Here is a 23,846-nt window from a genome sequence, read left to right on the forward strand (position 1 = left end):
CTATTGTCCCTCCTTTAACGCTTGAATGGTTGCTTCGAGTGTTCCTAAATCGCTGATTGCATATGTGGTAACTCTGCGATTTACTTTCTTTATTAATCCAGAGAGAACCTTACCAGGTCCAATTTCGATAAAGGTGTCTACTCCTTGATCAAGCATGTATTGAACTGAATTTTCCCATAGTACAGGAGAATATAATTGCTTCACTAAATTTTCTTTGATTTGTTCAGCAGATGTCATTTCCGTAGCATTCACATTTGCTACAACAGGAATAGATGCATCACTAATTTCAATTTGATTGAGTACCGAACGTAGCTTTTCAGCTGCAGGCTCCATTAATGATGAATGGAATGGTCCGCTAACCTCGAGTGGAATCGCGCGTTTCGCACCTTTTTCCTTGGCCAACTCACAAGCCTGCTGAACACCTTCGGCAGCACCTGAGATCACAATTTGACCTGGACAATTGATATTAGCAAGCTGAACAGGATGTCCTGCTGCTGAAATTTCATCTGTTACTGCTTGTAAGTCATCGCTACCCATTCCAAGGATTGCTGCCATTGTTCCTTGACCTGCAGGAACGGCTTCCTCCATAAACTCACCGCGTTTACGAACCGTACGTACAGCATCCTCGAAGCTTAGTGCACCAGAAGCGACTAATGCTGTGTACTCACCAAGACTATGACCAGCAACATATTGAGGTGTTATACCTGCTTCTTTGAATTTTTCTAGAATGGCAATACTTGTTGTTAACAGAGACGGTTGTGCGTTCACCGTTAATGTGAGCGTGTCCTGTGGTCCGTTAAAAATCAAAGAGGAAAGCTCCTCTTCCAATGCTTTGTCAGCTCTTGTAAAAATATCATGAACTACCTCTGAAGAATCAGCTAATTCCTTCCCCATTCCTACAACTTGAGATCCTTGTCCTGGAAAAACGAATGCAATCTTACTCATTCTATATTCCCCCTATTCATCTACTTTTGGATTGATATCCTCTAGTGTTTTACGTATTGTTCCTGAAACATCTTTTTCAACCATCTCGTATGTTTGTCTAACTGCACTAAATATCCCATTGGCATCTGAAGAACCATGTGCTTTAATAACAGGTGCGTTTAAGCCAAATAATCCGGCTCCACCATATTCTGAGTAATCGAGCGTCTTTTTTAAAACCTTTAACTCTGGCATTAAAAGCCCTGCCGCAATTTTACTTTTTAGATTGCTTGTAAAAGCGGTTTTGAGCATTTTAAACATGGAAAGAGCAGTACCCTCGATTGTTTTCAAGGCTACATTTCCTGTAAATCCATCTGTAACAACTACATCTGCCACTCCGTCTAGTAAATCTCTTGCCTCTACATTCCCAACGAAATTGAGATTTGTAGCTTTGATTAATTCAAAAGCATGCTTAGTAAGATCATTTCCTTTTTTATCTTCCGTACCGACATTTAATAAACCCACTCTTGGATTTACCACTCCTCGAACCTTTTCCGAATAGATGGATCCCATGATCGCATATTGAAGCAAATGCTCAGGCTTCGCATCCACATTTGCGCCCACATCCAACATAAGAAAACCCTTTTTATCTAAAGTAGGAAGAGTAGGTGCTAATGCTGGACGGTCAATTCCTTCAATTCTACCGACGATAAAAAGGCCTGCCGTCATGAGAGCTCCTGTATTTCCAGCTGAAATACATGCATCAGCACGCCCCTCACTAACTTCTTTCGCCATTAAGACCATGGATGCATTCTTTTTCCGTCTTACAGCCCGAACAGGTTCATCTGTGCCTTCAATTACTTCGGTTGTATGTATAATCGTAATTCTATCTTCTTCCGTTATGTATTGACGAATTTTTTCTTCATCACCAATTAGAGTTACTTCAAGGTCTTTATAATGCTTTAATGCAGTCATTGTACCATTAACAATTTCCTCTGGGGCATGATCCCCACCCATTGCATCTATTGCAAGTCTCATCTTGTCTCATTCCTTTGTTTGCTATTAGGTAGTTGTCTACACGTTTCGTTCTCTATTATCAATCAGTTTTAACTTGTTTATTAGAACGATACATTGTAAATTCACCGGAAAATACGAGTTCGTTACCAACATAGCTATTTACATCTACAATTGTTCTATCTTTTTCTTGGGTGCCCTTCACTTTTGCTTTCGCGATGACCCGTTCCCCTACTTTTACCTGTCTCGTAAACCGAATATTAGCTTTAGCAGTAAGCGCAAGTTCATCATTAATCACAGCAACCGCTAATGAGTTTGCTTGAGCAAAAAGATGGTGCCCACGAGCAATTTGGTTTCGTTTAAATACATGCTCATTTGTAACATCAAAGATTGAAATAGCACTTTGGTCTAGTTCAATATCTATAATTTCACCAATGACTTCTTCAATTGGCAAAGCTTTTACTTCATCATCTAGTTTTTTCTCGGCAACATTTTTGATTCGTTCACGAAGTTCAGGAATCGATAACTCCAATCGGTCCAAACGAATCGTTTGAACACTGACCTTAAATTTTTCGGCTAACTCTTCATCGGTAATAAATGGATTCATCTCGATCGTTTCCTGAAGCAGTCGCTGCCGTTCTTTTTTATTTCTTCTCATTAAAAATACACCGTCCGCACTCTTATGACTAGGTACTAATAGTAAGTATATAATTAAAAAAAGCAGATTGCAAGAAAAAATATCCTTACAATCCACCTCTAAATACAAATGGTTTAATCCAATTTTTCTCCATCTAAAATACCGGATTGTAACAAATCGTCCCGTAGGTGTTTGTAAGAGGAATCCTCCCAAAACGCCTTAGAATTAATTAATTTCGCAGCATCATTTCGCGCTACCTCTAAGGTACGATAATCATGAACCATATCTGCTACCTTAAATTCAGGAACACCACTTTGTTTACGACCGAAGAAGTCCCCAGGTCCACGAAGCTCCAAGTCTTTTTCCGAAAGAACAAAGCCATCATTTGTCTCTGTCATGATCCGCATTCTTTCTTTCCCAACCTCAGACTTTGGATCAGCGAGAAGAATACAATAGGACTGTTCACTACCTCTTCCGACACGTCCTCGTAATTGGTGTAGCTGTGAAAGACCGAAACGTTCTGCATCATAAATGACCATCATAGTCGCATTTGGGACGTTCACACCTACCTCAACAACAGTTGTGGAGACGAGAATTTGAACTTTATTTTCACTAAATTGTCGCATTACATCTTCTTTTTCATCCGCTGATAATCGACCATGCATTAAGCCAACTTTCGCTTTGTTTTGAAAATGAAAAGAGAGCATGGTATGAACATCGATTGCATTTTGAACATCCAACTTATCGGATTCCTCAATCAGTGGGCAAATGACATAGGCTTGTCTCCCTTTAGCAAGTTCTTTTTCAATAAATGCCAAAATCCGCTCAAGCATCTCATGCTTTACCCAATACGTTTCAATTTTCTTACGTCCTGCTGGCATTTCGTCGATTACCGAAACATCCATCTCACCAAAAACCGTAATTGCAAGTGTTCTTGGGATTGGGGTTGCAGTCATAAAAAGGACATCAGGACTTTCACCTTTTTCCCTTAAAATCCTCCGTTGTTCAACACCAAAGCGGTGCTGCTCATCCGTTATAACGAGCCCAAGCTTATGGAAATTGACTTCATCCTGGATAAGAGCATGTGTACCTACTAAAATATGAATATCTCCCGCTTCAAGCTGTTCAAGTATTTCTCTTCTTCGTTTACCCTTTACAGAACTTGTTAGCAGTTGAATATTTAACCCATAATCCGAGAAAAGCTCAACAAGTGACTGAGCATGCTGTTCAGCTAAAATTTCTGTAGGCACCATTAATGCTCCCTGATACCCCGAAAGGATGGCAGCATACAAAGAGATAGCGGCTACTACAGTTTTCCCTGACCCAACATCACCTTGAAGTAATCGATTCATTCGATACGGAGAACGTAAGTCATTCATAATCTCAGTAACAACTCGATCTTGGGCATTTGTCAACGGAAATGGCAGTCTATTCATAAAATCTTCTAATTTATCCACCTGAAACTCCATGGCTGCACCAGCAGATTGTTCTCGCTCAAACTTTCTTAATGCTTGCATTTTTAATTGAAAAAGCAGAAACTCTTCGTACACAAAACGCCGTCTCGCTTGTTTTAAATCCTGATGACTAGTTGGATGATGCATAATTTTAATTGCATCTTTCTTAGGTAAAAGCCGATATGTCGCTAATAATTGTTCAGGAAGATTGTCCTCAATTTGATCGCCAAACTGTCCAAGGGCAAGCGCAATAAAACGCTTCATTCCTTTTATCGTGATTTTTCCTTTAATTGAATAGACCGGTTCGATTCGGTTATCTTTTATCATCGGACCAAAAACAATCTCACTTACAGTTACGGTTTGCCGATGCTGATCCCATTTTCCTGTTATCGTTACAGTATCGTTTAAGGAGACTTTGTTTTTATAGTACGGGCGATTGAAACAGGTCGCTGTTATTAAATAGCGACCTACTAAGACCCTGAAGGTTAAGCGAGATCGTTTCCGATTATAATAGGTTAACAGTGGTTCGCTATGAACCTTACCTTCAATCGTAATTTTCTCCTCATGCTTGACCTCCGCAAGGTCTCGCAAACTATAATCTTCAAATCGATATGGAAAGTATAAAAGTAGGTCTGAAATAGTGAAAATATGCATCTCATTAAGCTGTAGACCTGTCTCTTCACCGATTCCTTTTATTTCAGTGACAGGCTGCTGTAAATGACTATTCACTTTTGTTTAGCGAAATCCCAAAGATCTTTGCCTCAAGGGCACGACCTGTTGGAGTTGCCGCTAGCCCTCCCTGTGCTGTTTCTTTTAACGCCGTCGGCATGGTTTGACCTATTCTATACATTGCATCGATTACTTCATCACATGGGATTCGACTGGTAACACCTGCTAATGCCATATCTGCAGCTACCATCGCATTTGCTGCTCCCATTGCATTACGCTTTACACATGGCACCTCGACAAGCCCAGCAACTGGATCACAAACGAGTCCAAGCATGTTTTTTAATGTAATCGCCATGGCTTCAGCAGATTGCTGTGGAGATCCTCCTGCCATTTCAACAATTGCCGCTGCAGCCATTCCAGCAGCAGAACCAACTTCTGCTTGGCAGCCACCTGCAGCACCTGAAATCGAGGCATTGTTTGCAACAACAAATCCAAAGGCCCCAGCAGTAAATAAAAACTGAACCATTTGCTCTTTTGTCGGATTTAATTTCTCCTTAACCGCAAATAAAGTCCCTGGCACAACACCAGCAGAACCAGCAGTAGGTGTTGCACATATCGTTCCCATTGCAGCATTGACCTCGTTTGTTGCAACAGCCATACTGACAGCATCTAAAACGGTTTTACCAGTTAAGAAGTTACCTTTTTTTATATAATTTTGTAAGAGAACCGCATCTCCACCTGTTAAACCAGAATGAGATGAAACACCGGCTAACCCTCTTTCAACAGCTTTTTCCATTACTTCTAGATTACGTTCCATTTGAGCAATGATTACTTCACGAGTTTTTCCTGTTACTTCAACCTCTTGTTCAATCATCACATCTGCTATTTTCATTTTCTTAGTTGTAGCAAGTTCTACTAACTCAGCAACATTACGAAACATATAAAAACCTCCTGTCAGAAAAGTGCAAGGTGCCCGATTATCGGCGACAAGCATAAGACGAGCGCTGACAGAAGGTGCATTTTACCTTCCGAAGCGATTGGCTTATGACCCGTGAGCCGATGGCGCCTGGAGCTAGACATTGATAACGTGCAAACGTTTTATAAATGGTGCCTATTCGACAATTTTAGTAACCTTTAAGATATTGGGTAAGGTAGAAAGTTCATCTAAAACATGCTCGTCGATGTTTTGATCCACTTCAATTGTCATAAGAGCTTGCATTCCTTTTTCTTTCCTCGCCACTTCCATATGTCCAATATTGATGGCAAATTTCGCAAGCACATTTGCAACACCAGCAATAGCACCATAGCGGTCATTGTGAACGACAAGTATGGCTGGATGATTTCCAGATAAACGAAGCTCAAACCCATTCAATTCAGTAATTTCAATTTTTCCGCCACCTATAGAAATTCCAACAAGCTCCAATTCCCCTTCATCATCACCGATTGAAACTCGTGCGGTATTAGGGTGTTCTGGAATAGCTTCCTCTTCAACAAACTTTATCTTAATACCTGCATCATTGGCAATTTCCAATGATGTCTTTATTCTTTCATCAAATGTGTCAAAATCAAGCAAACCACCAATGATCGCCACATCTGTACCGTGGCCTTTATACGTCTCGGCAAAAGATCCATAAAATGAGATGTTTGCCCATTTAGGTTCACGCCCAAACAAACTTCTAGCCACCCTCCCGATACGAGCCGCACCTGCTGTATGCGAGCTTGAAGGACCAATCATAACCGGACCAATAATATCAAAAACACTTCTAAATTTCATCTACTCTCCCCCTTACTTACGATAATTTATATGGAGTAAGGCAAAACTATGTTCCTACATATTACTCTATTTGTCTGTGACTTTTTTATCTACAGGAAATTGTCCCCAGACATTGAAATAGAAGGGATAAATCCCTTCTATTTTGTACCTTTATTCAACTGAGAAAATAAATGCGTAAAGTGGTTGCTCACCATTATGTGCTTCAACCTCTATGTCCTCATACTCTTCTTCAAGATATTGGACAATTGCATGTACCTCATCTTCTGAAGCGTCCTGACCATAAATAATAGTTACAATTTCATCGTCATCATCAGAAATAATCTTTGCTAAAAGGTCTTTAGCCGCTTTTAACTTATCCTTGTCGGTAACGACAATTTTTCCATCTGCAATTCCCATGAAATCATCTTTGGCAATGTCGATTCCATCTATATTCGTATCACGTACTGCATATGTGATTTGACCAGTCTTTACATTGCTTAATGCACTTGTCATAGTTGCTTTATTTGCATCTAATTCACCCGATGGGTTAAATGCAAGTAATGCAGACATCCCTTGAGGCACGGTGCGTGAAGGAACAACAATCACATTTCCTTCAACGACAGAAGCTGCCTGTTCAGCTGCCATTATGATATTTTTGTTATTAGGCAGAAGGATAAAGTTTTCCGCATGTACTGATTCAATTGCTTTTACAAAATCCTCAGTACTTGGATTCATCGTTTGGCCACCCTCAATCACAACATGTGCACCGATACTCTTAAACAACTCGGTAATTCCCGTACCCATAGCAACAGTGATGATCGCAAATTTCTCTTTTTCTTTGTTAGGTTTCTCCTGTACTGGAGCATGTGCTTCATCTTCATTTAGAATAGCCGTATGCTGCTCGCGCATATTTTCTATCTTCATTTTGATTAAGCTTCCATAACGTTGGCCATAGGATAAAACCTCACCAGGCTGCTCGGAATGGATATGTACTTTCGCAATATCATCGTCAGAGATCACTAATAAAGAATCACCAAAACGACTTAAATCATTTCGGAACTGTTCTTCAGAAAATGGATGTTTGCTCGTTTTTTCCTCTTCAAACTTCACCATAAATTCTGTACAGTAACCAAATACGATATCCTCAGTATTCATATGACTTTGAACACTTTTATGATGTTCTGCATTAACAAGTTCATTCATTGATGGTGCTGCAATTGACATGTTCTCAATTGTTTCACCCTTTAATTCTGATAGGAATCCTTCGTAAACAAGGACTAATCCTTGTCCGCCACTATCGACAACCCCAACTTCCTTCAATACAGGTAATAGATCAGGTGTACGATTTAATGACGCCTTTGCTTCTTTTAAAAGTTCGTCCATCACAATAATGATATCAGACTCGTTATTCGCAACTGCAACCGCACGTTTAGCAGCATCTTTTGCAACTGTTAGAATCGTTCCTTCCACAGGTTTCATAACAGCCTTATATGCTGTTTCTACACCCATTTCAAAAGCATGGGCAAATTCATTAGCATTCAACGTTTCCTTTTGTTCGATAGCCTTGGAAAAGCCTCTGAAAAGCTGAGATAGAATAACCCCAGAGTTACCACGGGCACCCATTAATAATCCTCGCGCTAATGATGCTCCGACTTTACCAATATGTGGGGTAACATTATTTTTTACTTCCTTTGCACCAGATGTCATGGAAAGATTCATATTCGTTCCGGTATCACCATCTGGAACAGGGAAAACGTTAAGGGCATCTACCATTTTTGCGTTATTAGATAAATGAGTAGCTCCTAATAACACCATTTTTGCAAAACGTTTTCCATCTAATGTAGTAATTGACACGCAATTTTCCTCCTCTTTATGGGTTCGTAACACGAACTCCTTGCACGTAAATATTAACCGAGCTTACAGCAAGTCCTACTGTTTGGTCTAATGTATATTTCACCTTAGATTGAACATTGTGGGCAACCTCAGAAATTTTCGTGCCATAACTTACAATTATGTACATGTCGATATGCACTTCATCATTTTCTTGACGAACAACAATACCACGGGCAAAATTTTCTTTTCGTAAAAGCTCAGAGATACCATCTTTTATTTGCTTTCGTGACGCCATTCCGACGATACCGTAACAATCGATAGCAGCTCCACCAGCAACTGTTGCAATTACATCGTTTGATATATCAATTTGTCCGTACTTTGTTTTTAATTCGATGGACATGAGAGACTCCCCCTTATAATTGTTCACCTTGGCTACAGTCATTTTACTATAATATCGCATATTTTAAAAGTAATTCGTCGGGTTCTATTATGGATTCATTATGATTTAGTATATAACTTTTAAAAATATCTATGTCATGACAAGTATTTTTCCTTTAAACGCAGGTTTTGAAGTATTGCAATATCCCATCAGTTATGATAAATTATATAAGTATTTCTATGAAGAAAGCGATATGTTAGATTGTTGCTATGTAAGTTAGGAGGGAAATAGAATGGCACGTAAATGTGTAATCACAGGTAGAAAAACTACTACTGGTAACGCTCGTTCCCATGCAATGAACGCTTCAAAACGTAAATGGGGAGCTAACCTACAAAAAGTTCGTATTTTAGTTGATGGTAAACCAAAACGCGTATACGTTTCTGCAAGAGCATTAAAATCTGGTAAAGTAGAACGCGTGTAATAAAGAAAAGCGCAAGGCGCCCGTCTATCGGCGACAAGCATAAGAAAAGACCTGACCGAAGGCGTTATTTGCCTTCCGAAGGGCTTGGCTTAGACCCGTGAGCCAATGGTGCCTGGAGCCAGACAATAAAGAAGCGCATTAGCTCTTACAAATCGTAAGAGCTAAAAATTCGCACAAAAAAAGCACCTATGGACGGTGCTTTTTTTATCCTTTTTTAAATGAACCTAACATCGCACGGACGATACCGCCTAAGAACTTTGGTAACTTAATTGTATAAAATTTCATACTTTCCCTCCTCAATGCAATATCCACGTACTTTCTTTGAATTCACACGGTCTACCTTATTATTAATATTCAAATGAAAAAAAATAGTACCAAAGTACATATAAATAAAAGCAATTTCATGGAAACCTCTTAAAACATTCTTATGCCCTTTCGATGAAAAAAAGTACAATTCAATTGAAGATTATTACTAAAACATCGGTTTCACTTAGAATCAATATACAACCAAGCATAAAAAAAAGAGCAGGAATTTCTGCTCTTTCTACAAACTACGTATTTTCTCGATTGCTGCCTTCCGATCTTCTTGATCATAGATTGCTGATCCAGCAACAAGAACATTTGCACCTGCCTGGACACAAAGTCTTGCCGTTTCTTGATTGACTCCTCCGTCAACTTCGATCTCTACATTCAAATTCTTTTCTTTGACCATCTGTGCAACTTCCTCAATTTTAGGAAGGACAGAATGGATGAATTTTTGCCCACCAAATCCAGGGTTTACTGTCATTAATAACACTAAATCAATATCCTCAATCACATGCTTAATCGAATCAACAGGGGTGGCTGGGTTTAAAACAACACCAGCCTTTACACCATGAGATTTAATTAGCTGAATGGTGCGATGCAGATGTGGACATGCCTCTACATGAACCGTTAAAAAGTCCGCGCCAGCTTTTGCAAAAGCTGGAATATATTGATCGGGATTTTCAATCATCAAATGAACATCTAATGGTAATTTCGTAATAGGTCTAATCGCTTCTACGATAAGTGGACCGATTGTAATATTTGGAACAAAGTGACCATCCATGACATCTACATGAATATAGTCTGCTCCCCCATTTTCAACATCCTTGATCTCTTCTCCAAGCTTTGCAAAATCTGCTGAAAGAATGGATGGTGCAATTTTAATCATGATTAATACCTCGGCTTTCTTTCCTTTATTTCCTCATAAAAACTTACATAGTGGTTATACCGAAATTGTTCGATACTTCCATCCTCTACGCTTTGTCTGACAGCACACTTCGGCTCAGAAATATGGGTGCAACCACGAAATTTACAATTTGCACCTACTTCATATATTTCCGGGAAGCAATATGCAAGTTCCTCAGCTTCAATTGTAAGAAACTCTAACGAACTAAATCCCGGGGTATCTGCAACAAGCCCATTGCCGATTTCAATTAATTCAACATGTCTTGTCGTATGCTTCCCCCTGCCTAATGACATTGAAATTTCATTTGTTTCTAGTTCTAAATCTGGTCGAAGCGAATTTAACAAGGAAGATTTCCCTACACCGGATTGACCAGCAAATACTGAAATTCGATTTTCCAATAACGGTAGAAGCTGGTCAAGCCCTTCTTTTTCCTTCGTCGACGTTAATAGGACATGATAACCGATTTCTCGATAGTTTCTTGCATATTCTTTTATTTCTTGAACCGCCTCATCCGATATTAAATCCGTTTTACTAATACAAATAATAGGTTCTATATCGTTGGATTCAACTAAAACCAGAAAGCGATCTAACAACAATGGACTGAAATCGGGTTTAATCGCTGAAAAAACTAAAATAGCTTGATCAACATTTGCAATTGGCGGACGAACCAATTCATTTTTCCGTTCCAACACTTCTAAAATATAGCCATCCGTGCTATTTTCTGCCTGAAATAGAACATGATCGCCTACCAATGGGGTGACTTTATTTTTGCGAAAGACCCCTCTACCACGACATTGAATCAGTTCTCCATTTTCGTCTTGAACATAATAAAAACCGCTTAATGCTTTAATAATTTTGCCTTCTGGCATAGTTTCACTCCTTGTTTTCATTTCATTCGTTTCGACATATCAGGGAACTCAATGTACGCAACCCATTTTCAACCTATTCTTCTGGATAAGGAATTTCCTCTTTCATAGAAGGTTCATTATCAATATACACCAGGTATTCTGCAGTTTCTCCTGGATTAATGACAAAATTAATATCAATTTTTTGTGTTTCCTTGATTTCAATCTGTTTATATACTTCCGTGATTTTATGATCTGCATCCTCAATATAAATTTTCACCAACTGTGGATTGCCTTCTTCATCAGGTGTATATTCAATTGTTAAAGTACGTTTAACCGTTGCCGGCTTTTTAGGTTCAGGACCTTTTGACATAATTACTTTGACCTTAGCGCCCTTCGTTACCTCTGCCCCTTGTTCTGGTGATTGAGAAATCGCTTGACCTGCTGGAATATCATTTGAAAATTGTTCTTCTTTGTAGTCAATATTGAGCCCCGTTGTCCTTGAATATTCATCAAGTGCTTTTGTTGGATAATATGTTAAATCAGCAAGTTTAATAGTTTCGAGTCCTTTACTTATCGTAAAGGTAACCTCAGTTTCTTCTGGAACAACTTCTTCTCCTGCTTCAATTGATTGTTTAAGAATGGTTCCAGGAGCACTCTCATTAAATTCTTCTTCCTTTTTTACATAAAAATAATTTTCTTTATCTAATTTGGCCTTAACTTCCTCGAAATCTTTACCTATATAATCCTTAAATGCCACTTTCTTTTTGCCGGTACTTTCGTATAAATCAATCGTGGCGCCTTCCTTTACAGAAGCTCCTGCTTCGGGGTCTGTCCGAACAATATATCCTTCTTGGATGTCTTGATCACTGATTTCAATGGTGTCACCAATCGTAAATCCAGCTTCCTTCAATTTGGTAACGGCTCGATCATAATCCATATTTGAAACGTTAGGTACTTCAACATCCTTCGGTAAAAATAAAGCTGGAAAAACCGTAACTGCTGCTACACCAGCGCCTATGATAAAGAAAAAGATGATGGCAAGTGTTACTAAAAGCCTATTTTTCTTCTTTTTCTTTGGTTTTGGCTCGTCCTTCTCAGTCTGATTATTGTTCTTCTGAGAGTCTCTGACTAGTGTTTCAGTTGATAATGGGCTATTTTCCTTGATAATTGGAATAGCTTTTGTCACTTCATCATCCATATCGGGTATAACAAATTTTTCTTCGTTTAAACGATTAGGGAAAAGCGCTGTCTGCAAATCTTCTTCCATTTCTTCAGCTGTATCGTAGCGATGGAATGGGTCTTTTGCAGTCGCTTTTAAAATAATATTTTCAACACTCTGTGGGATTGTAGCATTCCATCTTTTTGGTGACGGAGTATCTGTTTGCAAATGCTTGAGTGCAATCGATACAGCAGATTCACCTTCAAAAGGAACACGACCTGTTAAGAGCTCAAACATCACAATACCTAGAGAATAGATGTCGGACTTTCGGGTTGACATGCCGCCTCTTGCTTGTTCTGGTGACAAATAATGAACTGAACCTAGCACAGAATTTGTTTGGGTTATCGTTGTTGAGCTAAGTGCAACTGCAATCCCAAAATCAGTTACCTTTACTGTGCCGTCGTGATCAATTAAGATATTTTGAGGCTTAATGTCACGGTGAACAATCTGATTTTGGTGTGCGTGTGTGATTGCAGAAGTAAGCTGCAACATAATATTTATTGCTTCTTTTGGATGAAGCGGTGCATTTCGTTGTATGTATTGTTTTAAGGTTTGGCCTGGAACATATTCCATTACGATATAATAAATATCCTCTTCTTCACCAACATCGTAAATACTTACAATATTTGGATGAGCCAAACTTGTAGCCGCATGGGCTTCTCGTCTAAAGCGCTTGATAAATTCTTCATCATTTGAAAAATCTAACCGGAGAACTTTAATGGCGACATCTCGTTCGAGAATTACGTCACGTGCAAGATAGACATTTGCCATTCCGCCCCCACCAATGACTTCGAGAATTTTATAACGGCCACTTAATCGTCTACCAATAAGCATAGGATTATTCTCCCTCACTTTCAGACGTGTAATCGACGATTACGAGTGTTATATTATCTTCTCCGCCATTGTCATTGGCCAATTGAACAAGTTTTTCGCATCTTTTTTCGATTGAATCGTCACTTTCGAGAATACTTTTTAATTCCACTTCCGAGACTTTATTAGACAAACCGTCTGAGCAGATTAAAAGCATATCGCCTTCTTCTAATATTAATGTTTTTAAATCCATTTGGACATTTGCTTCCGTACCTAATGCACGTAAAACAACATTCTTTCGTGGATGATGCTCTGCATCTTCTTTAGAAATATGACCTGAACGAACAAGTTCATTCACGAGTGAATGATCTTCCGTAATTTGTTGGAATCCATGACTATTCAAACAATAGCAACGACTATCACCGATATGAGCTACTGTGGTAAATAGGTCCGTACATATTGCAGCAACAATAGTCGTTCCCATACCTTTGCATTCCTCATTTTCTTGGGAATGTGTGAATAGGTTGGAATTAATTTTTAAGATATGCTCTTCTAGCCATCTTTCAGCTAATTCGGATGTGGTGAGCTTTTCGCTTGCTTCCCAGTAGGACTGGAGCTGTGATGTTGTCATATGACTTGCAACATCACCAGCTAAATGCCCGCCCATACCATCAGCTACAACCGCTAATATTTGTCCATCCTTATTATGGTAAACACCACAGCTATCTTCATTGATTTGCCTTACTTTTCCCCGGTTTGTCAAAAAGAACGACTTCATTTGGTTCACCTCGTCTCCTCTTTACGCTCCTTTGCTCGTAATTGACCACAGGCAGCATCGATATCATGACCTTGTTCACGTCGAATTGTGACATTCACACCATGCTTCTTTAATGTCTTTTCAAATTCAAAGATCTGCTCTCTTGGTGTTCTCACATAATCGCGTTCAGGAACATAATTGACGGGAATTAAATTAACATGACACTTAATTCCCTTTAATAGCTCCGCAAGTTCCTCAGCATGTTCAACTTGATCGTTGACACCACCAAACAACCCGTATTCAAAGCTAATTCTTCTCCCTGTTTTTTCAATATAGTAGCGTACTGCGTCCATTAGATCTGGCAGTTTATATGCGCGATTAATTGGCATCAATCTGCTTCTAATTTCTGTATTAGGTGCATGTAAAGAGATTGCAAAATTTATTTGTAATTTTTCATCTGCAAACTTATAGATTTTTGGGATGATTCCACTTGTAGAAACGGTAATATGACGTGCCCCAATATTTAGTCCTTTATCATGATTAATAATTTTTAGGAATGAAAGCATTTGATCGTAATTATCAAATGGTTCACCAATACCCATAATGACTAAATGACTTACTCGCTCACCAAGTTCATCCAATGCTTTTTGAACCTTTACCACTTGGGCAACAATTTCGCCAGCCTCAAGATTTCGCTTTAGGCCACCTAATGTTGACGCACAGAAGGTACAGCCGATACGGCAACCAACCTGTGTTGTCACACAAATTGAGTTCCCATAGCTATGTCTCATAAGAACTGTTTCAATCGAATATCCATCATGTAGTTCAAATAAAAACTTCATCGTTCCATCAGCCGATGTTTGCTGGATGATTGTTTTAAGTGTTGTTATTGTAAAATGTTCAGCAAGCTTTTGTCTTAGTACATTTGATAAGTTAGTCATCTCATCAAATGATGTTACCCGCTTTGTGTAGAGCCATTCAAAAATCTGATTTCCTCGAAATTTTTTCTCACCGTTTTCAATGAGCCAGTTTTCGATTTCTTCTAATTGAAGAGAATAAATGGATGGTTTCGAATTTGGTAAGTTTTGTTTTTTTCTTCTAGTTGTTTGTACTTCTTCCAATACTTTACACCCGCTTTCTTAATCTTGCAATATAAAATCCATCCGTTCCAAAATAATGTGGATAAAGCTGAAGTTGTCCATTTTTAAGATATGGCTTCACTATTTCAGGCAGGTAATTTTCTATTGTTTCATCTAACATAAAATCTCCATTTTGTTCAAGGAAGGCTTTAATGACACCTTCATTTTCTTCGTACTCTATTGTACATGTGCTATACACGAGTATACCATCTTTTTTTAATAAAGTTGAAACCTCATTTAAAATGTCTAATTGTATTTTTGCAAGGTTTCCATTGTCTAATTCTGATTTTGCATATTTTATGTCTGGCTTTCTTCTAATAACCCCAAAACCTGAACAAGGGGCATCAACGAGAATCTTATCAAAACGTTGTGCTTTGAAAACTTCGCTTGCGTTTCTACTATCAAGTGCTTTTGTCTCCACATTTTCAAGCCCCAAGCGGTTTACGGCTTCATTTATTAATTTAACTTTATGTTTATGGAGATCTATCGAAAAAACCTTACCTGTATTGTCCAGTAATTCAGCAATATGTGTTGTTTTACCACCAGGTGCAGCGCAGCTGTCAAGAATTTGATCGTCTTTTTCAACACCAAGAGCACGGGCCACAAGCATGGAACTTTCATCCTGGATGGTAAGATAGCCTTCCTTAAAGGCTTTTGCATGGACTAGATTTCCTCGAGTAGCTTTAATAGCATCAACAGAAACGGTACCCTCTTCCGCTTCGATTCCATCTTCTTTAAGCATTTGAATAAGCTCGTCTCGCGTTGTCAATACACGATTGACACGGGCAGTTTGTTCTGGAGGAGTACAATTGATCTCACACATTTTTCGAGTTTCTTCCATTCCAATTTGCCGGACCCATCGCTTAACAAGCCATAGTGGGTGACTCGTTTCAATTGCGAGTCGTTCCACATCATCTTTAAGTTGATCTAGTGAAGGCAAACCCTCGCGTTGGACGGAACGTAGCACTCCATTTACAAGTGAAGCCGTTCCTTTATGTCCTCTTTTTTTGGCGATTTCGACCGCTTCAAAAAAGATCGCCCGTTCTGGTACTCTGTCTAAAAAAACCATTTGGTAGAGGGAAAGCCTTAATAGGATTCTTACCCATTGATCAAGCTTTTTACTCTTCTTTAAAAATGGAGCTAAATAATAATCGAGTGTATCGCGACGTTGGATCGTACCGTAAACAATCTCGGTGAGCAGCCCTACATCTTTCCCTTTTACCTCATGCTTTTTAATCATTTGGTTCAAGAGGATATTGCTATATGCCTGGTTTTTCTCAATTTGTAATAATATTTCAAGTGCTACATTTCGAACATTAGTCTTCGTCATCGTTGTCTCCTAACTGAGTCCCTACCTGTAAATCTGCCCCCATTAAAAATTGCGCTGCAGTCATCTTTTTCTTTCCGGCAGGCTGGAGTTGAGTGATTTTTATAAAAGTAGTATTCCCAGTCGAAACAATAAAGCCATCTTTTTCAATTGAAGCAACAGTACCGCAGGGTTTTGATGTAGAGGATGGTATCTTTTCTCCCCACCAGATTTTCATGACCTCTCCATGTAATGTGGTATATGCAACAGGCCAAGGGTGGAGCCCGCGGATATGGTTATAAATATCCTCTCCATCTTTAGTCCAATCTATCTTTTCCTGTTCGCGTTTAATGTTTGAAGCAAATGTTGCCTTGGAATCATCCTGCTTTATCGGCGTGATTTTATTATCTAAAAGTAAAGGCAGGGTTTCCGATAAAAGCTTGGAACCAGCCACACTTAATTTGTCATGTAATGAACCAACATGGTCTGTCTCTAAAATTGGGATTTCTACTTGTGTTAAAATATCCCCTGCATCAAGCTTTTCAACCATATACATAATGGTAACACCTGTTTTTTTCTTTCCTTGAAGGAGTGAATAATGAATCGGCGCTCCTCCTCTTAGCTCAGGTAGTAAAGATGCATGTACATTTATACATCCATACTTAGGAGCTTCCAGTAGTTCTTTTGGAAGGATTTGCCCAAATGCCGCAGTTATGATTAAATCGGGCTTATAGCTTAACACTTGTTCGATTTCTTGTTGTTCTCTTATTTTATTTGGTTGTAGGACTGGGATATTATGTGTTAACGCCTCAACTTTAACAGGTGGTGGTGTTAACACTCTTTTTCTTCCTACTGGTCTATCCGGTTGTGTCACAACAGCTACAACCTCGTAGCCATCCTCTATTATTTGACGTAAAACAGGTACTGAAAAGTCCGGGGTACCCATAAATACAATACGTTCCATATCATTACCTACCCTTCAATTTCTCCTTCTTCATAAAAACGGTTCACCTTTGAGGTAAATAAAATACCGTGAAGATGATCAATTTCATGCTGAATGGCTCTAGCTAAGAAATCTCTTGCCTCAAATACGTATATTTTTCCTCTTCGGTTTTGAGCTCTCACCTTAATGTAATCATAACGGGTTACTTCACCAAAAAGGTCCGGAAAACTTAGACAGCCTTCTGGACCAACCTGTTCCCCTTTTTGCTCAAGGATCACGGGATTTATCAATTCAATGAGTCCACTCTCGTCTCCTATATCAACGATCGCGATTTGTTTTGCAACTCCAACTTGAGGAGCTGCTAAGCCAACACCGTCCGCCTCAAGCATTGTATCATACATATCTTTGATTAATTTCGATAATTTTCGATCAAAGGTTGTCACCTTTTCACATTCTACTTCGAGTATTTCATTTGGATATTTAACAATTGGTAATAAAGACAAGCGAGTTCCTCCAACATTCTACTTTTTTACTAGTCTCTCTCTTTTTTCTCAACTTTAAACTACATCATAATATATGGGTTTAAGTCAATTGATAATGTGAGTGAGTTTTGTGCAATTTCTCTTTGGTAACGATCCAAAATCCCTTTTAAAAGCTTATTCAGATTTGGCTCATTTTTGTATTTTATCATGCATTGATATCGATATCTATTATTAATTCGGGCAATCGGTGAGGTCACCGGACCTAAGATGATGGATTGATTGGATAAAGAATTTCTTAAATAGATTGCAATTTTCTCAGCAACATCCACCGTTTTCGTAAGCTCGGGATGAGTTATTGTGACTAATGCCAAATAGTAAAAAGGTGGATAAGCATGAGCCTTCCTTATGCGCATTTCATTTTGATAGAATCCATCATAATTATGATGACTTGCAAGTTCGATGCTATAATGCTCAGGTGTATAGCTTTGAATGACAACCTCACCAGGTAACTCATGGCGTCCCGCTCTTCCACTAACCTGTGTGAGAAGCTGAAATGTTTTTTCTGAGGAACGAAAATCGGGTAGATTGAGCATCGTATCTGCAGTGAGTACGCCAACTAATGTGACATTCGGAAAATCTAATCCCTTTGCAATCATTTGTGTTCCTAATAAAATATCCGCTCTTCCTTCACCGAATTCCTTCAATAATTTCTCATGGGACCCTTTTCGACTCGTTGTATCGACGTCCATTCGGATTACCCTTGCTTCAGGTAAAACTTTTGCAAGTTCTTCTTCGACCTTTTGCGTACCCGTTCCAAAAAAACGGATATGTTCACTACCGCATTCATTACATGTATTAGGCATGAATGTTTCATAGCCACAATAATGACATTTCAAGCGGTGATGTGGTCGGTGATAAGTTAATGAAATATCACAATGCGGGCAATTTGCGACATAGCCACAATCTCTACACATAACGAAAGAAGAGTGTCCACGTTTATTTAAAAATAAAACCGACTGTTCGTTTCGTTCAAGTCTTGTTGTTAATTTTTCAAAAAGGGCACCTGAAAACATCGAACGATTTCCATTACGTAACTCCTCACGCATATCGACAATTTCAACAGTCGGCAACGGTCTATGATTGACTCGCTCCTTTAATGTAAGAAGTTCATAGACATTTTTTGAAGCACGTGCAAAGGATTCAAGAGTGGGTGTTGCACTTCCTAAAATGACAGGAGCATTATGCAACTGACCACGAAAAATCGCGACGTCTCTCGCATGGTATCTTGGATTATCTTCCTGCTTATAGCTTGACTCATGTTCTTCATCAATGATAATGATCCCAATATTTTCAAACGGAGCAAATATCGCAGATCTTGCTCCAACTACAACACTTACTTCCTTACGATAAATTTTTCGCCATTCATCGTATTTCTCGCCAATACCGAGTCCACTATGCATCACAGCAACGCGGGAACCAAAGCGTCCCTTGAATCGACTTACCATCTGTGGCGTTAGGGAAATTTCAGGAACAAGGACAATCGCTTCTTTTCCCTTTTTTAGGACAGCGTCAATAGCCTGCATATAAACCTCGGTCTTTCCACTTCCGGTAACACCATACATTAAAAATACCTTATGGAGGACATCTTCGATTGAAGCAAGAACCGGAGAGATGGCCTTTTGCTGTTCACTTGTCAAGGGCATTGGTGTCGTTTGCTCAAAATGCTTGTCCGCATAAGGATCTCGATAAACTTCAACATTTTGTTCGGAAATATACCCTTTCTTCACCATTGTTCGAATTGTACTGTCCGTTACACCAACCTCTTGCAAAAGTTCCTTTAAAAAGATTGGCTGATTATTTTTCAGAAAAAATTCAAGTACTTGTTTTTGTTTTTTTGCTGTCGCCGGTAGCTCCTGGACCACATTTTCAGTTTCTTCTATCGAGAGTGATAGCTGCACCTGTTTCATTGTTTTCTTATTGCTACGATTTTTTACCTTGTAGACAACCTCGAGAAGTCCTTTTTTAATATCTTTTTGGTAAATATGCAATAAATCATTTTTTTCAGCCTCTTCCCAATGAACCTCATCATTCTTTTCAAAAGAAGCCTGAATCGCCGGATCTAAATCCTGTCTTTTTGATGAGTCAAGAAGTCTTATTTCCTTCTCATATTTCGCCCGCATGGCGGATGGAAGCATTGCTTGTAAAGCAGATATTGTAAAGCATAGTGTTTTTTCCGTTAACCATTTGCCAATATGAAGAAGCTCTTCGTTCAAAGCAGGTGTGAGGTCAAGCACGGTGTGAATTTCCTTCAGCTTATTTACTTCGGCCTTGTTTGATAGACTCATAACAAACCCCTGTACTTTACGAGGACCAAATGGCACGACTACCCTCATCCCAGGCACAATCATGTCACTCCATTTGTCAGGAACGATGTAATCATATGGTTTATCTGTTTGCATGGCAGGAACATCGACTATAATGCTAGCAATTTTCATTATATTTCGCCATCCATCATCAACTTCACTTCACGAAGTAATGCTTTAGAAACATCAAGCTTTGTCATCAACGGAAGTTCTTTGAAGGTTCCATCCTTTTTGTAGATTGTTACAAGATTTGTATCCGTACCAAATCCCGCTCCTTGTGTGGTTACATTATTTGCAACAATCATATCAAGATTTTTGGATGATAGTTTCCGTTTTGCATATTCATCAATATTGTCTGTCTCCGCTGCAAAACCGACTAAAAATTGGTGTTCCTTTTGTTTACCTAATGTTTTTAAAATATCAGTTGTTCTTTCAAGCTCTAAAACGAGATCCCCGCTCTTTTTTTTCATTTTCCCATCATAGACTTGCTTTGGACGATAATCTGCAACAGCTGCTGATTTAATGACAATATCACTTTGTTTATAAAAGGCCATGACTTGTGTAAACATCTCTTCTGCAGATTCAACACGAATAACTCTTACATTAGGGGGTGCCGGAAGAGTAGTCGGACCAGAAATTAAGGTTACTTCTGCACCCATATTATTTGCTGCTTCAGCTATGGCATAACCCATTTTTCCAGTAGAACGATTTGTAAAGAAACGAACGGGGTCAAGCCTTTCGCGAGTTGGTCCTGCCGTAATTAAGATCTTTTTACCTTGAAGTAATGGTAGCTCCGAAAAATGAGCAGTTATGAGTTCGACTATTTTTTCTGGCTCTTCAAGTCGCCCTTTTCCAACATATCCACAGGCTAAATAACCTTCTGACGGTTCAATAAATTGATACCCATCCTTAGCTAAAATTTCGATATTGCGTTTTACTGCTGGATGGTCATACATATGGACATTCATCGCCGGAGCAATCCAGACAGGAGCCGTGGTTGCAAGCAATGTGGTAGTAATCATATTATCTGCAATTCCATTTGCAAGCTTACCGATTGAATTTGCTGTTGCAGGTGCAACAACGACAAGATCAGCCCAATCAGCAAGGTCAATATGAGCAATAACTGCAGGATTTTTTTCATCGAAGGTATCAAAGTACACATCACTTCTTGATAGTGCTTGGAATGTTAGCGGAGTGACAAATTTCATTGCAGATTCACTCATGATCACTTTTACATTAGCCCCAGCTTGAGTTAGCTTGCTTGTTAATGCTGCAGCTTTATATACAGCAATCCCACCACTAACACAGAGTAGTATATTTTTATTGAGCATTTGAATCCCCCTTAACAAAAAGCATATTTTGTAAAAAAATAACAACCTACAAGAGAGGTTGTTATTTTCGGTTATTCATTAATTGTTGGTGTTGTATCAACATCAGTCTTCTTATCAGTTGAATAAAAAAGAAGACCCGCATCGATTTCTTCTAGTGCTTTACCAACTGACTTAAAGGATACAGGATTCTGTACCATTCCATCATTTTTTTCTTGCATGACTCTTGCCCTTTTAGCAGCAACTGTCACAAGCGTATATTTGGAATTTAATTTATTTAATAATGAGTCAATAGATGGGTCTAACATTAAAAATCAACCTCCAGCATTTGTTTATAGCGTCTTGCCACACGGTCGCGTCGACAATGTTCAGCAGTAACGATTGCATTAATCCGATCGCAGGCAAGCTCAACTTGATCATTTTCAACCACATAATCATAAGCGTCCATCATTTCAATTTCTTCTTTTGCAACCTTCATTCTGTTAAGAATTAAATCATCAGTTTCAGTACCCCTCGTAACGATTCTGTTCTTTAATTCTTTCAGACTAGGTGGAGCTAAGAAAATGAATAAACCTTCTGGGAACGCTTTTCTTACTTGAAGTGCACCTTGAACTTCAATTTCTAGAAATACATCCTTCCCTTCTTGTAAGGTTGATTCGACATAATCAATTGGAGTTCCATAATAGTTCCCCACATACTCTGCCCATTCAAGAAGCTTGTTATTTTTGATTAATTCTTCAAACTCCTCTTTCGATTTAAAGAAATAATCGACACCATCCACTTCACCTTCTCGAGGTTTTCTCGTGGTCATTGAAATGGAGTATTGAAATTTTGTATCAGGCTGTGAAAAAATGGCTTTTCGAACAGTTCCTTTTCCCACACCAGATGGCCCTGATAGAACAATTAGTAAACCTCTTTCTTTCATTCGTCCTTAACCCTACCCTTCGTCTGTTAGCTCTTCTTCTTTTGATAGTCTTTGTGCAACTGTCTCAGGCTGGACTGCAGATAGTATAATGTGGTCACTATCCATAATCATAACAGCGCGAGTCCTTCTTCCATATGTAGCATCAATGAGCATCCCTCGATCCCTTGCATCTTGAATAATTCGCTTAATCGGAGCAGATTCAGGACTAACAATAGAAATAATTCTGTTGGCCGAGACAATATTCCCGAATCCGATATTTATTAATTTGATTTGCACTTAATCTCCCCCATTATGTACCCCTCTATTTTTGCCGCGAAAATGGCTTACTAATCAAGCTTATTCAACATTTTGAACTTGCTCTTTTATTTTCTCTAATAAGCTTTTCATTTCCACTACATGTTTTGCAATTAAAGAATCATTTGCTTTTGAACCAATTGTATTGATCTCCCTATTCATTTCCTGAACGATAAAATCAAGCTTTCTACCAATAGGCTCATTTGTTTGGACAGTTTCCCTGAATTGACTTATATGGCTTTCAAGTCGTGTTAATTCTTCACTGATATCCGCTTTTTCCGCAAATAATGCAACTTCTGTAAGAATTCGATTATCATCAAATTCATTACCGATATACTCTTTAATTCTTTTTTCGATACGGTCACGATAATGAGAAACTACGTTTGGTGCATATTCTTTGATCGTATGTATGTTCTCTTCAATTTGCCCAAGAAATAAAAAAATATCTTCGATTAACGCCTTACCTTCAACTTCTCTCATTTGTCTCAACTGCAGTGCTGCACTTTCAATAACCTCTAGAACGACGGTTTCCAGTTCCTGGTTTTCCGTTTCTTTTTCTTCAATGGAGAGAATATCTTCATTTGAAAGCAGCTGCCCGGTTGTGATTTGATCAGTAAGCTGGTATTTATCTTGGATTTGCTTTGTTGATGTTACTAAGGCTTCTAATAATTCCCAATCAATGGAGACTGTTTTTGTAACAAGTCCTTCACCTTCGATTGTAAGAAATACCTCCACACGCCCTCTTTTTACATACTCGCCTATTGCTTTTTTTATTTTATCCTCAAGGAACAGTAGTTGTCTAGGTAATCTTACATTGATTTCACAGAATCGATGGTTTACAGATTTCAACTCAGCCTGTACGGAAAATGCATTGGATTCTTTTATGGCACGTCCAAAACCTGTCATACTTGCAATCATCATATCACATCCATTCCTTCATAACAGGTATTTCTTTATATGTACACGTTCATCATAACAATTTTTATTTTACCATTGTTTTTTAAAAGCGAATAGTTTTAAACCAATGAAAAAAGGTAATAGAGTTTGAACTCCATCACCTCATGAATTATAACACAGTTTT

At 38.7% G+C, this 23,846-nt stretch carries 24 protein-coding genes; 1 reads left to right on the forward strand and 23 read right to left on the reverse strand.

The window, feature by feature from the left end; all coding sequences use genetic code 11:
- The 8 genes from fabD to ABC371_RS18780 all read right to left on the reverse strand — a co-directional run bounded on the left by fabD (position 1) and on the right by ABC371_RS18780 (position 8,681).
- A complete protein-coding gene (gene fabD, locus ABC371_RS18745; protein WP_412898181.1) occupies positions 1 to 945 on the reverse strand; it encodes an ACP S-malonyltransferase in 945 nt (314 codons plus the stop codon).
- A 12-nt stretch (positions 946 to 957) separates the two neighbouring features.
- Positions 958 to 1,959, reverse strand: a complete 1,002-nt coding sequence (gene plsX / locus ABC371_RS18750) for a phosphate acyltransferase PlsX (RefSeq protein WP_412898182.1) — start codon at positions 1,957 to 1,959, stop codon at positions 958 to 960.
- Between the two features lie 58 nt (positions 1,960 to 2,017).
- Positions 2,018 to 2,593: a transcription factor FapR gene (gene fapR, locus ABC371_RS18755; protein WP_412898183.1), complete on the reverse strand. Its 576-nt coding sequence runs from the start codon at positions 2,591 to 2,593 to the stop codon at positions 2,018 to 2,020.
- A 113-nt stretch (positions 2,594 to 2,706) separates the two neighbouring features.
- Positions 2,707 to 4,755, reverse strand: coding sequence for an ATP-dependent DNA helicase RecG (gene recG, locus ABC371_RS18760; RefSeq protein ID WP_412898184.1), 2,049 nt, complete (start codon positions 4,753 to 4,755; stop codon positions 2,707 to 2,709).
- Positions 4,748 to 5,635, reverse strand: a complete 888-nt coding sequence (sdaAA, locus tag ABC371_RS18765; RefSeq protein WP_412898185.1) for an L-serine ammonia-lyase, iron-sulfur-dependent, subunit alpha — start codon at positions 5,633 to 5,635, stop codon at positions 4,748 to 4,750. The genes recG and sdaAA overlap by 8 nt, the downstream gene beginning before the upstream one ends.
- A gap of 171 nt (positions 5,636 to 5,806) precedes the next feature.
- Positions 5,807 to 6,469: an L-serine ammonia-lyase, iron-sulfur-dependent subunit beta gene (gene sdaAB / locus ABC371_RS18770; protein WP_412898186.1), complete on the reverse strand. Its 663-nt coding sequence runs from the start codon at positions 6,467 to 6,469 to the stop codon at positions 5,807 to 5,809.
- A 150-nt stretch (positions 6,470 to 6,619) separates the two neighbouring features.
- The gene (locus ABC371_RS18775) at positions 6,620 to 8,302 is read right to left on the reverse strand and encodes a DAK2 domain-containing protein (protein ID WP_412898187.1); all 1,683 of its coding nucleotides are present in this window, start codon (positions 8,300 to 8,302) and stop codon (positions 6,620 to 6,622) included.
- 16 nt (positions 8,303 to 8,318) lie between these two features.
- Complete coding sequence (locus tag ABC371_RS18780) at positions 8,319 to 8,681, reverse strand: Asp23/Gls24 family envelope stress response protein (RefSeq protein ID WP_116350621.1); 363 nt, start codon at positions 8,679 to 8,681, stop codon at positions 8,319 to 8,321.
- Between the two features lie 271 nt (positions 8,682 to 8,952).
- On the opposite strand from ABC371_RS18780, the gene rpmB reads away from it, so the two are divergent.
- Positions 8,953 to 9,141, forward strand: a complete 189-nt coding sequence (rpmB, locus tag ABC371_RS18785; RefSeq protein WP_010282529.1) for a 50S ribosomal protein L28 — start codon at positions 8,953 to 8,955, stop codon at positions 9,139 to 9,141.
- Positions 9,142 to 9,345: 204 nt separating this feature from the next.
- Here the strand turns inward: rpmB and spoVM are convergent, their stop codons facing one another.
- From spoVM to ABC371_RS18860, 15 genes are all read right to left on the reverse strand, one after another.
- On the reverse strand, positions 9,346 to 9,426 hold the full coding sequence (gene spoVM, locus ABC371_RS18790; RefSeq protein ID WP_010282530.1) for a stage V sporulation protein SpoVM: 81 nt from the start codon (positions 9,424 to 9,426) through the stop codon (positions 9,346 to 9,348).
- 259 nt (positions 9,427 to 9,685) lie between these two features.
- Positions 9,686 to 10,333, reverse strand: coding sequence for a ribulose-phosphate 3-epimerase (gene rpe, locus ABC371_RS18795; RefSeq protein ID WP_412898188.1), 648 nt, complete (start codon positions 10,331 to 10,333; stop codon positions 9,686 to 9,688).
- Positions 10,334 to 10,335: 2 nt separating this feature from the next.
- A complete protein-coding gene (gene rsgA / locus ABC371_RS18800) occupies positions 10,336 to 11,220 on the reverse strand; it encodes a ribosome small subunit-dependent GTPase A (protein WP_412898189.1) in 885 nt (294 codons plus the stop codon).
- 73 nt (positions 11,221 to 11,293) lie between these two features.
- Complete coding sequence (pknB, locus tag ABC371_RS18805) at positions 11,294 to 13,252, reverse strand: Stk1 family PASTA domain-containing Ser/Thr kinase (RefSeq protein WP_412898190.1); 1,959 nt, start codon at positions 13,250 to 13,252, stop codon at positions 11,294 to 11,296.
- Between the two features lie 4 nt (positions 13,253 to 13,256).
- Positions 13,257 to 14,006, reverse strand: coding sequence for a Stp1/IreP family PP2C-type Ser/Thr phosphatase (locus tag ABC371_RS18810; protein WP_412899391.1), 750 nt, complete (start codon positions 14,004 to 14,006; stop codon positions 13,257 to 13,259).
- 5 nt (positions 14,007 to 14,011) lie between these two features.
- Positions 14,012 to 15,106 carry a dual-specificity RNA methyltransferase RlmN gene (rlmN, locus tag ABC371_RS18815; RefSeq protein WP_412898191.1) on the reverse strand — a complete coding sequence of 365 codons (1,095 nt, stop codon included), beginning with the start codon at positions 15,104 to 15,106 and terminating at the stop codon, positions 14,012 to 14,014.
- A gap of 4 nt (positions 15,107 to 15,110) precedes the next feature.
- Positions 15,111 to 16,454: a 16S rRNA (cytosine(967)-C(5))-methyltransferase RsmB gene (gene rsmB, locus ABC371_RS18820; protein ID WP_412898192.1), complete on the reverse strand. Its 1,344-nt coding sequence runs from the start codon at positions 16,452 to 16,454 to the stop codon at positions 15,111 to 15,113.
- The gene (gene fmt, locus ABC371_RS18825; protein WP_412898193.1) at positions 16,441 to 17,394 is read right to left on the reverse strand and encodes a methionyl-tRNA formyltransferase; all 954 of its coding nucleotides are present in this window, start codon (positions 17,392 to 17,394) and stop codon (positions 16,441 to 16,443) included. The genes rsmB and fmt overlap by 14 nt, the downstream gene beginning before the upstream one ends.
- An 8-nt stretch (positions 17,395 to 17,402) precedes the next feature.
- A complete protein-coding gene (gene def, locus ABC371_RS18830) occupies positions 17,403 to 17,876 on the reverse strand; it encodes a peptide deformylase (RefSeq protein WP_412898194.1) in 474 nt (157 codons plus the stop codon).
- 59 nt (positions 17,877 to 17,935) lie between these two features.
- Complete coding sequence (priA, locus tag ABC371_RS18835) at positions 17,936 to 20,350, reverse strand: primosomal protein N' (protein ID WP_412898195.1); 2,415 nt, start codon at positions 20,348 to 20,350, stop codon at positions 17,936 to 17,938.
- Positions 20,350 to 21,549 (reverse strand): bifunctional phosphopantothenoylcysteine decarboxylase/phosphopantothenate--cysteine ligase CoaBC, encoded by a 1,200-nt coding sequence (coaBC, locus tag ABC371_RS18840; RefSeq protein WP_412898196.1) that lies wholly within the window; start codon positions 21,547 to 21,549, stop codon positions 20,350 to 20,352. Before coaBC ends, priA begins: the two co-directional genes overlap by 1 nt.
- A 71-nt stretch (positions 21,550 to 21,620) precedes the next feature.
- Positions 21,621 to 21,854: a DNA-directed RNA polymerase subunit omega gene (rpoZ, locus tag ABC371_RS18845; RefSeq protein WP_412898197.1), complete on the reverse strand. Its 234-nt coding sequence runs from the start codon at positions 21,852 to 21,854 to the stop codon at positions 21,621 to 21,623.
- Positions 21,854 to 22,471, reverse strand: a complete 618-nt coding sequence (gene gmk, locus ABC371_RS18850; protein ID WP_412898198.1) for a guanylate kinase — start codon at positions 22,469 to 22,471, stop codon at positions 21,854 to 21,856. Before gmk ends, rpoZ begins: the two co-directional genes overlap by 1 nt.
- A gap of 12 nt (positions 22,472 to 22,483) precedes the next feature.
- A complete protein-coding gene (remA, locus tag ABC371_RS18855) occupies positions 22,484 to 22,747 on the reverse strand; it encodes an extracellular matrix/biofilm regulator RemA (RefSeq protein WP_116350633.1) in 264 nt (87 codons plus the stop codon).
- A gap of 60 nt (positions 22,748 to 22,807) precedes the next feature.
- Complete coding sequence (locus ABC371_RS18860; protein WP_412899392.1) at positions 22,808 to 23,683, reverse strand: YicC/YloC family endoribonuclease; 876 nt, start codon at positions 23,681 to 23,683, stop codon at positions 22,808 to 22,810.
- Positions 23,684 to 23,846: the final 163 nt, after the last annotated feature.

This window comes from Bacillus jepli (assembly GCF_047238305.1).
GTDB lineage: Bacteria > Bacillota > Bacilli > Bacillales > Bacillaceae_L > Ferdinandcohnia.

What these genes read in the sequence shown, in the direction of transcription:
- fabD (WP_412898181.1), bottom strand. Translation starts at nt 945, where the DNA reads ATGAGTAAGATTGCATTCGTTTTTCCAGGACAAGGATCTCAAGTTGTA.
- plsX (WP_412898182.1), bottom strand. Translation starts at nt 1,959, where the DNA reads ATGAGACTTGCAATAGATGCAATGGGTGGGGATCATGCCCCAGAGGAA.
- fapR (WP_412898183.1), bottom strand. Translation starts at nt 2,593, where the DNA reads ATGAGAAGAAATAAAAAAGAACGGCAGCGACTGCTTCAGGAAACGATC.
- sdaAA (WP_412898185.1), bottom strand. Translation starts at nt 5,635, where the DNA reads ATGTTTCGTAATGTTGCTGAGTTAGTAGAACTTGCTACAACTAAGAAA.
- sdaAB (WP_412898186.1), bottom strand. Translation starts at nt 6,469, where the DNA reads ATGAAATTTAGAAGTGTTTTTGATATTATTGGTCCGGTTATGATTGGT.
- ABC371_RS18780 (WP_116350621.1), bottom strand. Translation starts at nt 8,681, where the DNA reads ATGTCCATCGAATTAAAAACAAAGTACGGACAAATTGATATATCAAAC.
- rpmB (WP_010282529.1), top strand. Translation starts at nt 8,953, where the DNA reads ATGGCACGTAAATGTGTAATCACAGGTAGAAAAACTACTACTGGTAAC.
- spoVM (WP_010282530.1), bottom strand. Translation starts at nt 9,426, where the DNA reads ATGAAATTTTATACAATTAAGTTACCAAAGTTCTTAGGCGGTATCGTC.
- rpe (WP_412898188.1), bottom strand. Translation starts at nt 10,333, where the DNA reads ATGATTAAAATTGCACCATCCATTCTTTCAGCAGATTTTGCAAAGCTT.
- rsgA (WP_412898189.1), bottom strand. Translation starts at nt 11,220, where the DNA reads ATGCCAGAAGGCAAAATTATTAAAGCATTAAGCGGTTTTTATTATGTT.
- pknB (WP_412898190.1), bottom strand. Translation starts at nt 13,252, where the DNA reads ATGCTTATTGGTAGACGATTAAGTGGCCGTTATAAAATTCTCGAAGTC.
- ABC371_RS18810 (WP_412899391.1), bottom strand. Translation starts at nt 14,006, where the DNA reads ATGAAGTCGTTCTTTTTGACAAACCGGGGAAAAGTAAGGCAAATCAAT.
- rsmB (WP_412898192.1), bottom strand. Translation starts at nt 16,454, where the DNA reads ATGACGAAGACTAATGTTCGAAATGTAGCACTTGAAATATTATTACAA.
- fmt (WP_412898193.1), bottom strand. Translation starts at nt 17,394, where the DNA reads ATGGAACGTATTGTATTTATGGGTACCCCGGACTTTTCAGTACCTGTT.
- priA (WP_412898195.1), bottom strand. Translation starts at nt 20,350, where the DNA reads ATGAAAATTGCTAGCATTATAGTCGATGTTCCTGCCATGCAAACAGAT.
- coaBC (WP_412898196.1), bottom strand. Translation starts at nt 21,549, where the DNA reads ATGCTCAATAAAAATATACTACTCTGTGTTAGTGGTGGGATTGCTGTA.
- rpoZ (WP_412898197.1), bottom strand. Translation starts at nt 21,854, where the DNA reads ATGTTAGACCCATCTATTGACTCATTATTAAATAAATTAAATTCCAAA.
- gmk (WP_412898198.1), bottom strand. Translation starts at nt 22,471, where the DNA reads ATGAAAGAAAGAGGTTTACTAATTGTTCTATCAGGGCCATCTGGTGTG.
- ABC371_RS18860 (WP_412899392.1), bottom strand. Translation starts at nt 23,683, where the DNA reads ATGATTGCAAGTATGACAGGTTTTGGACGTGCCATAAAAGAATCCAAT.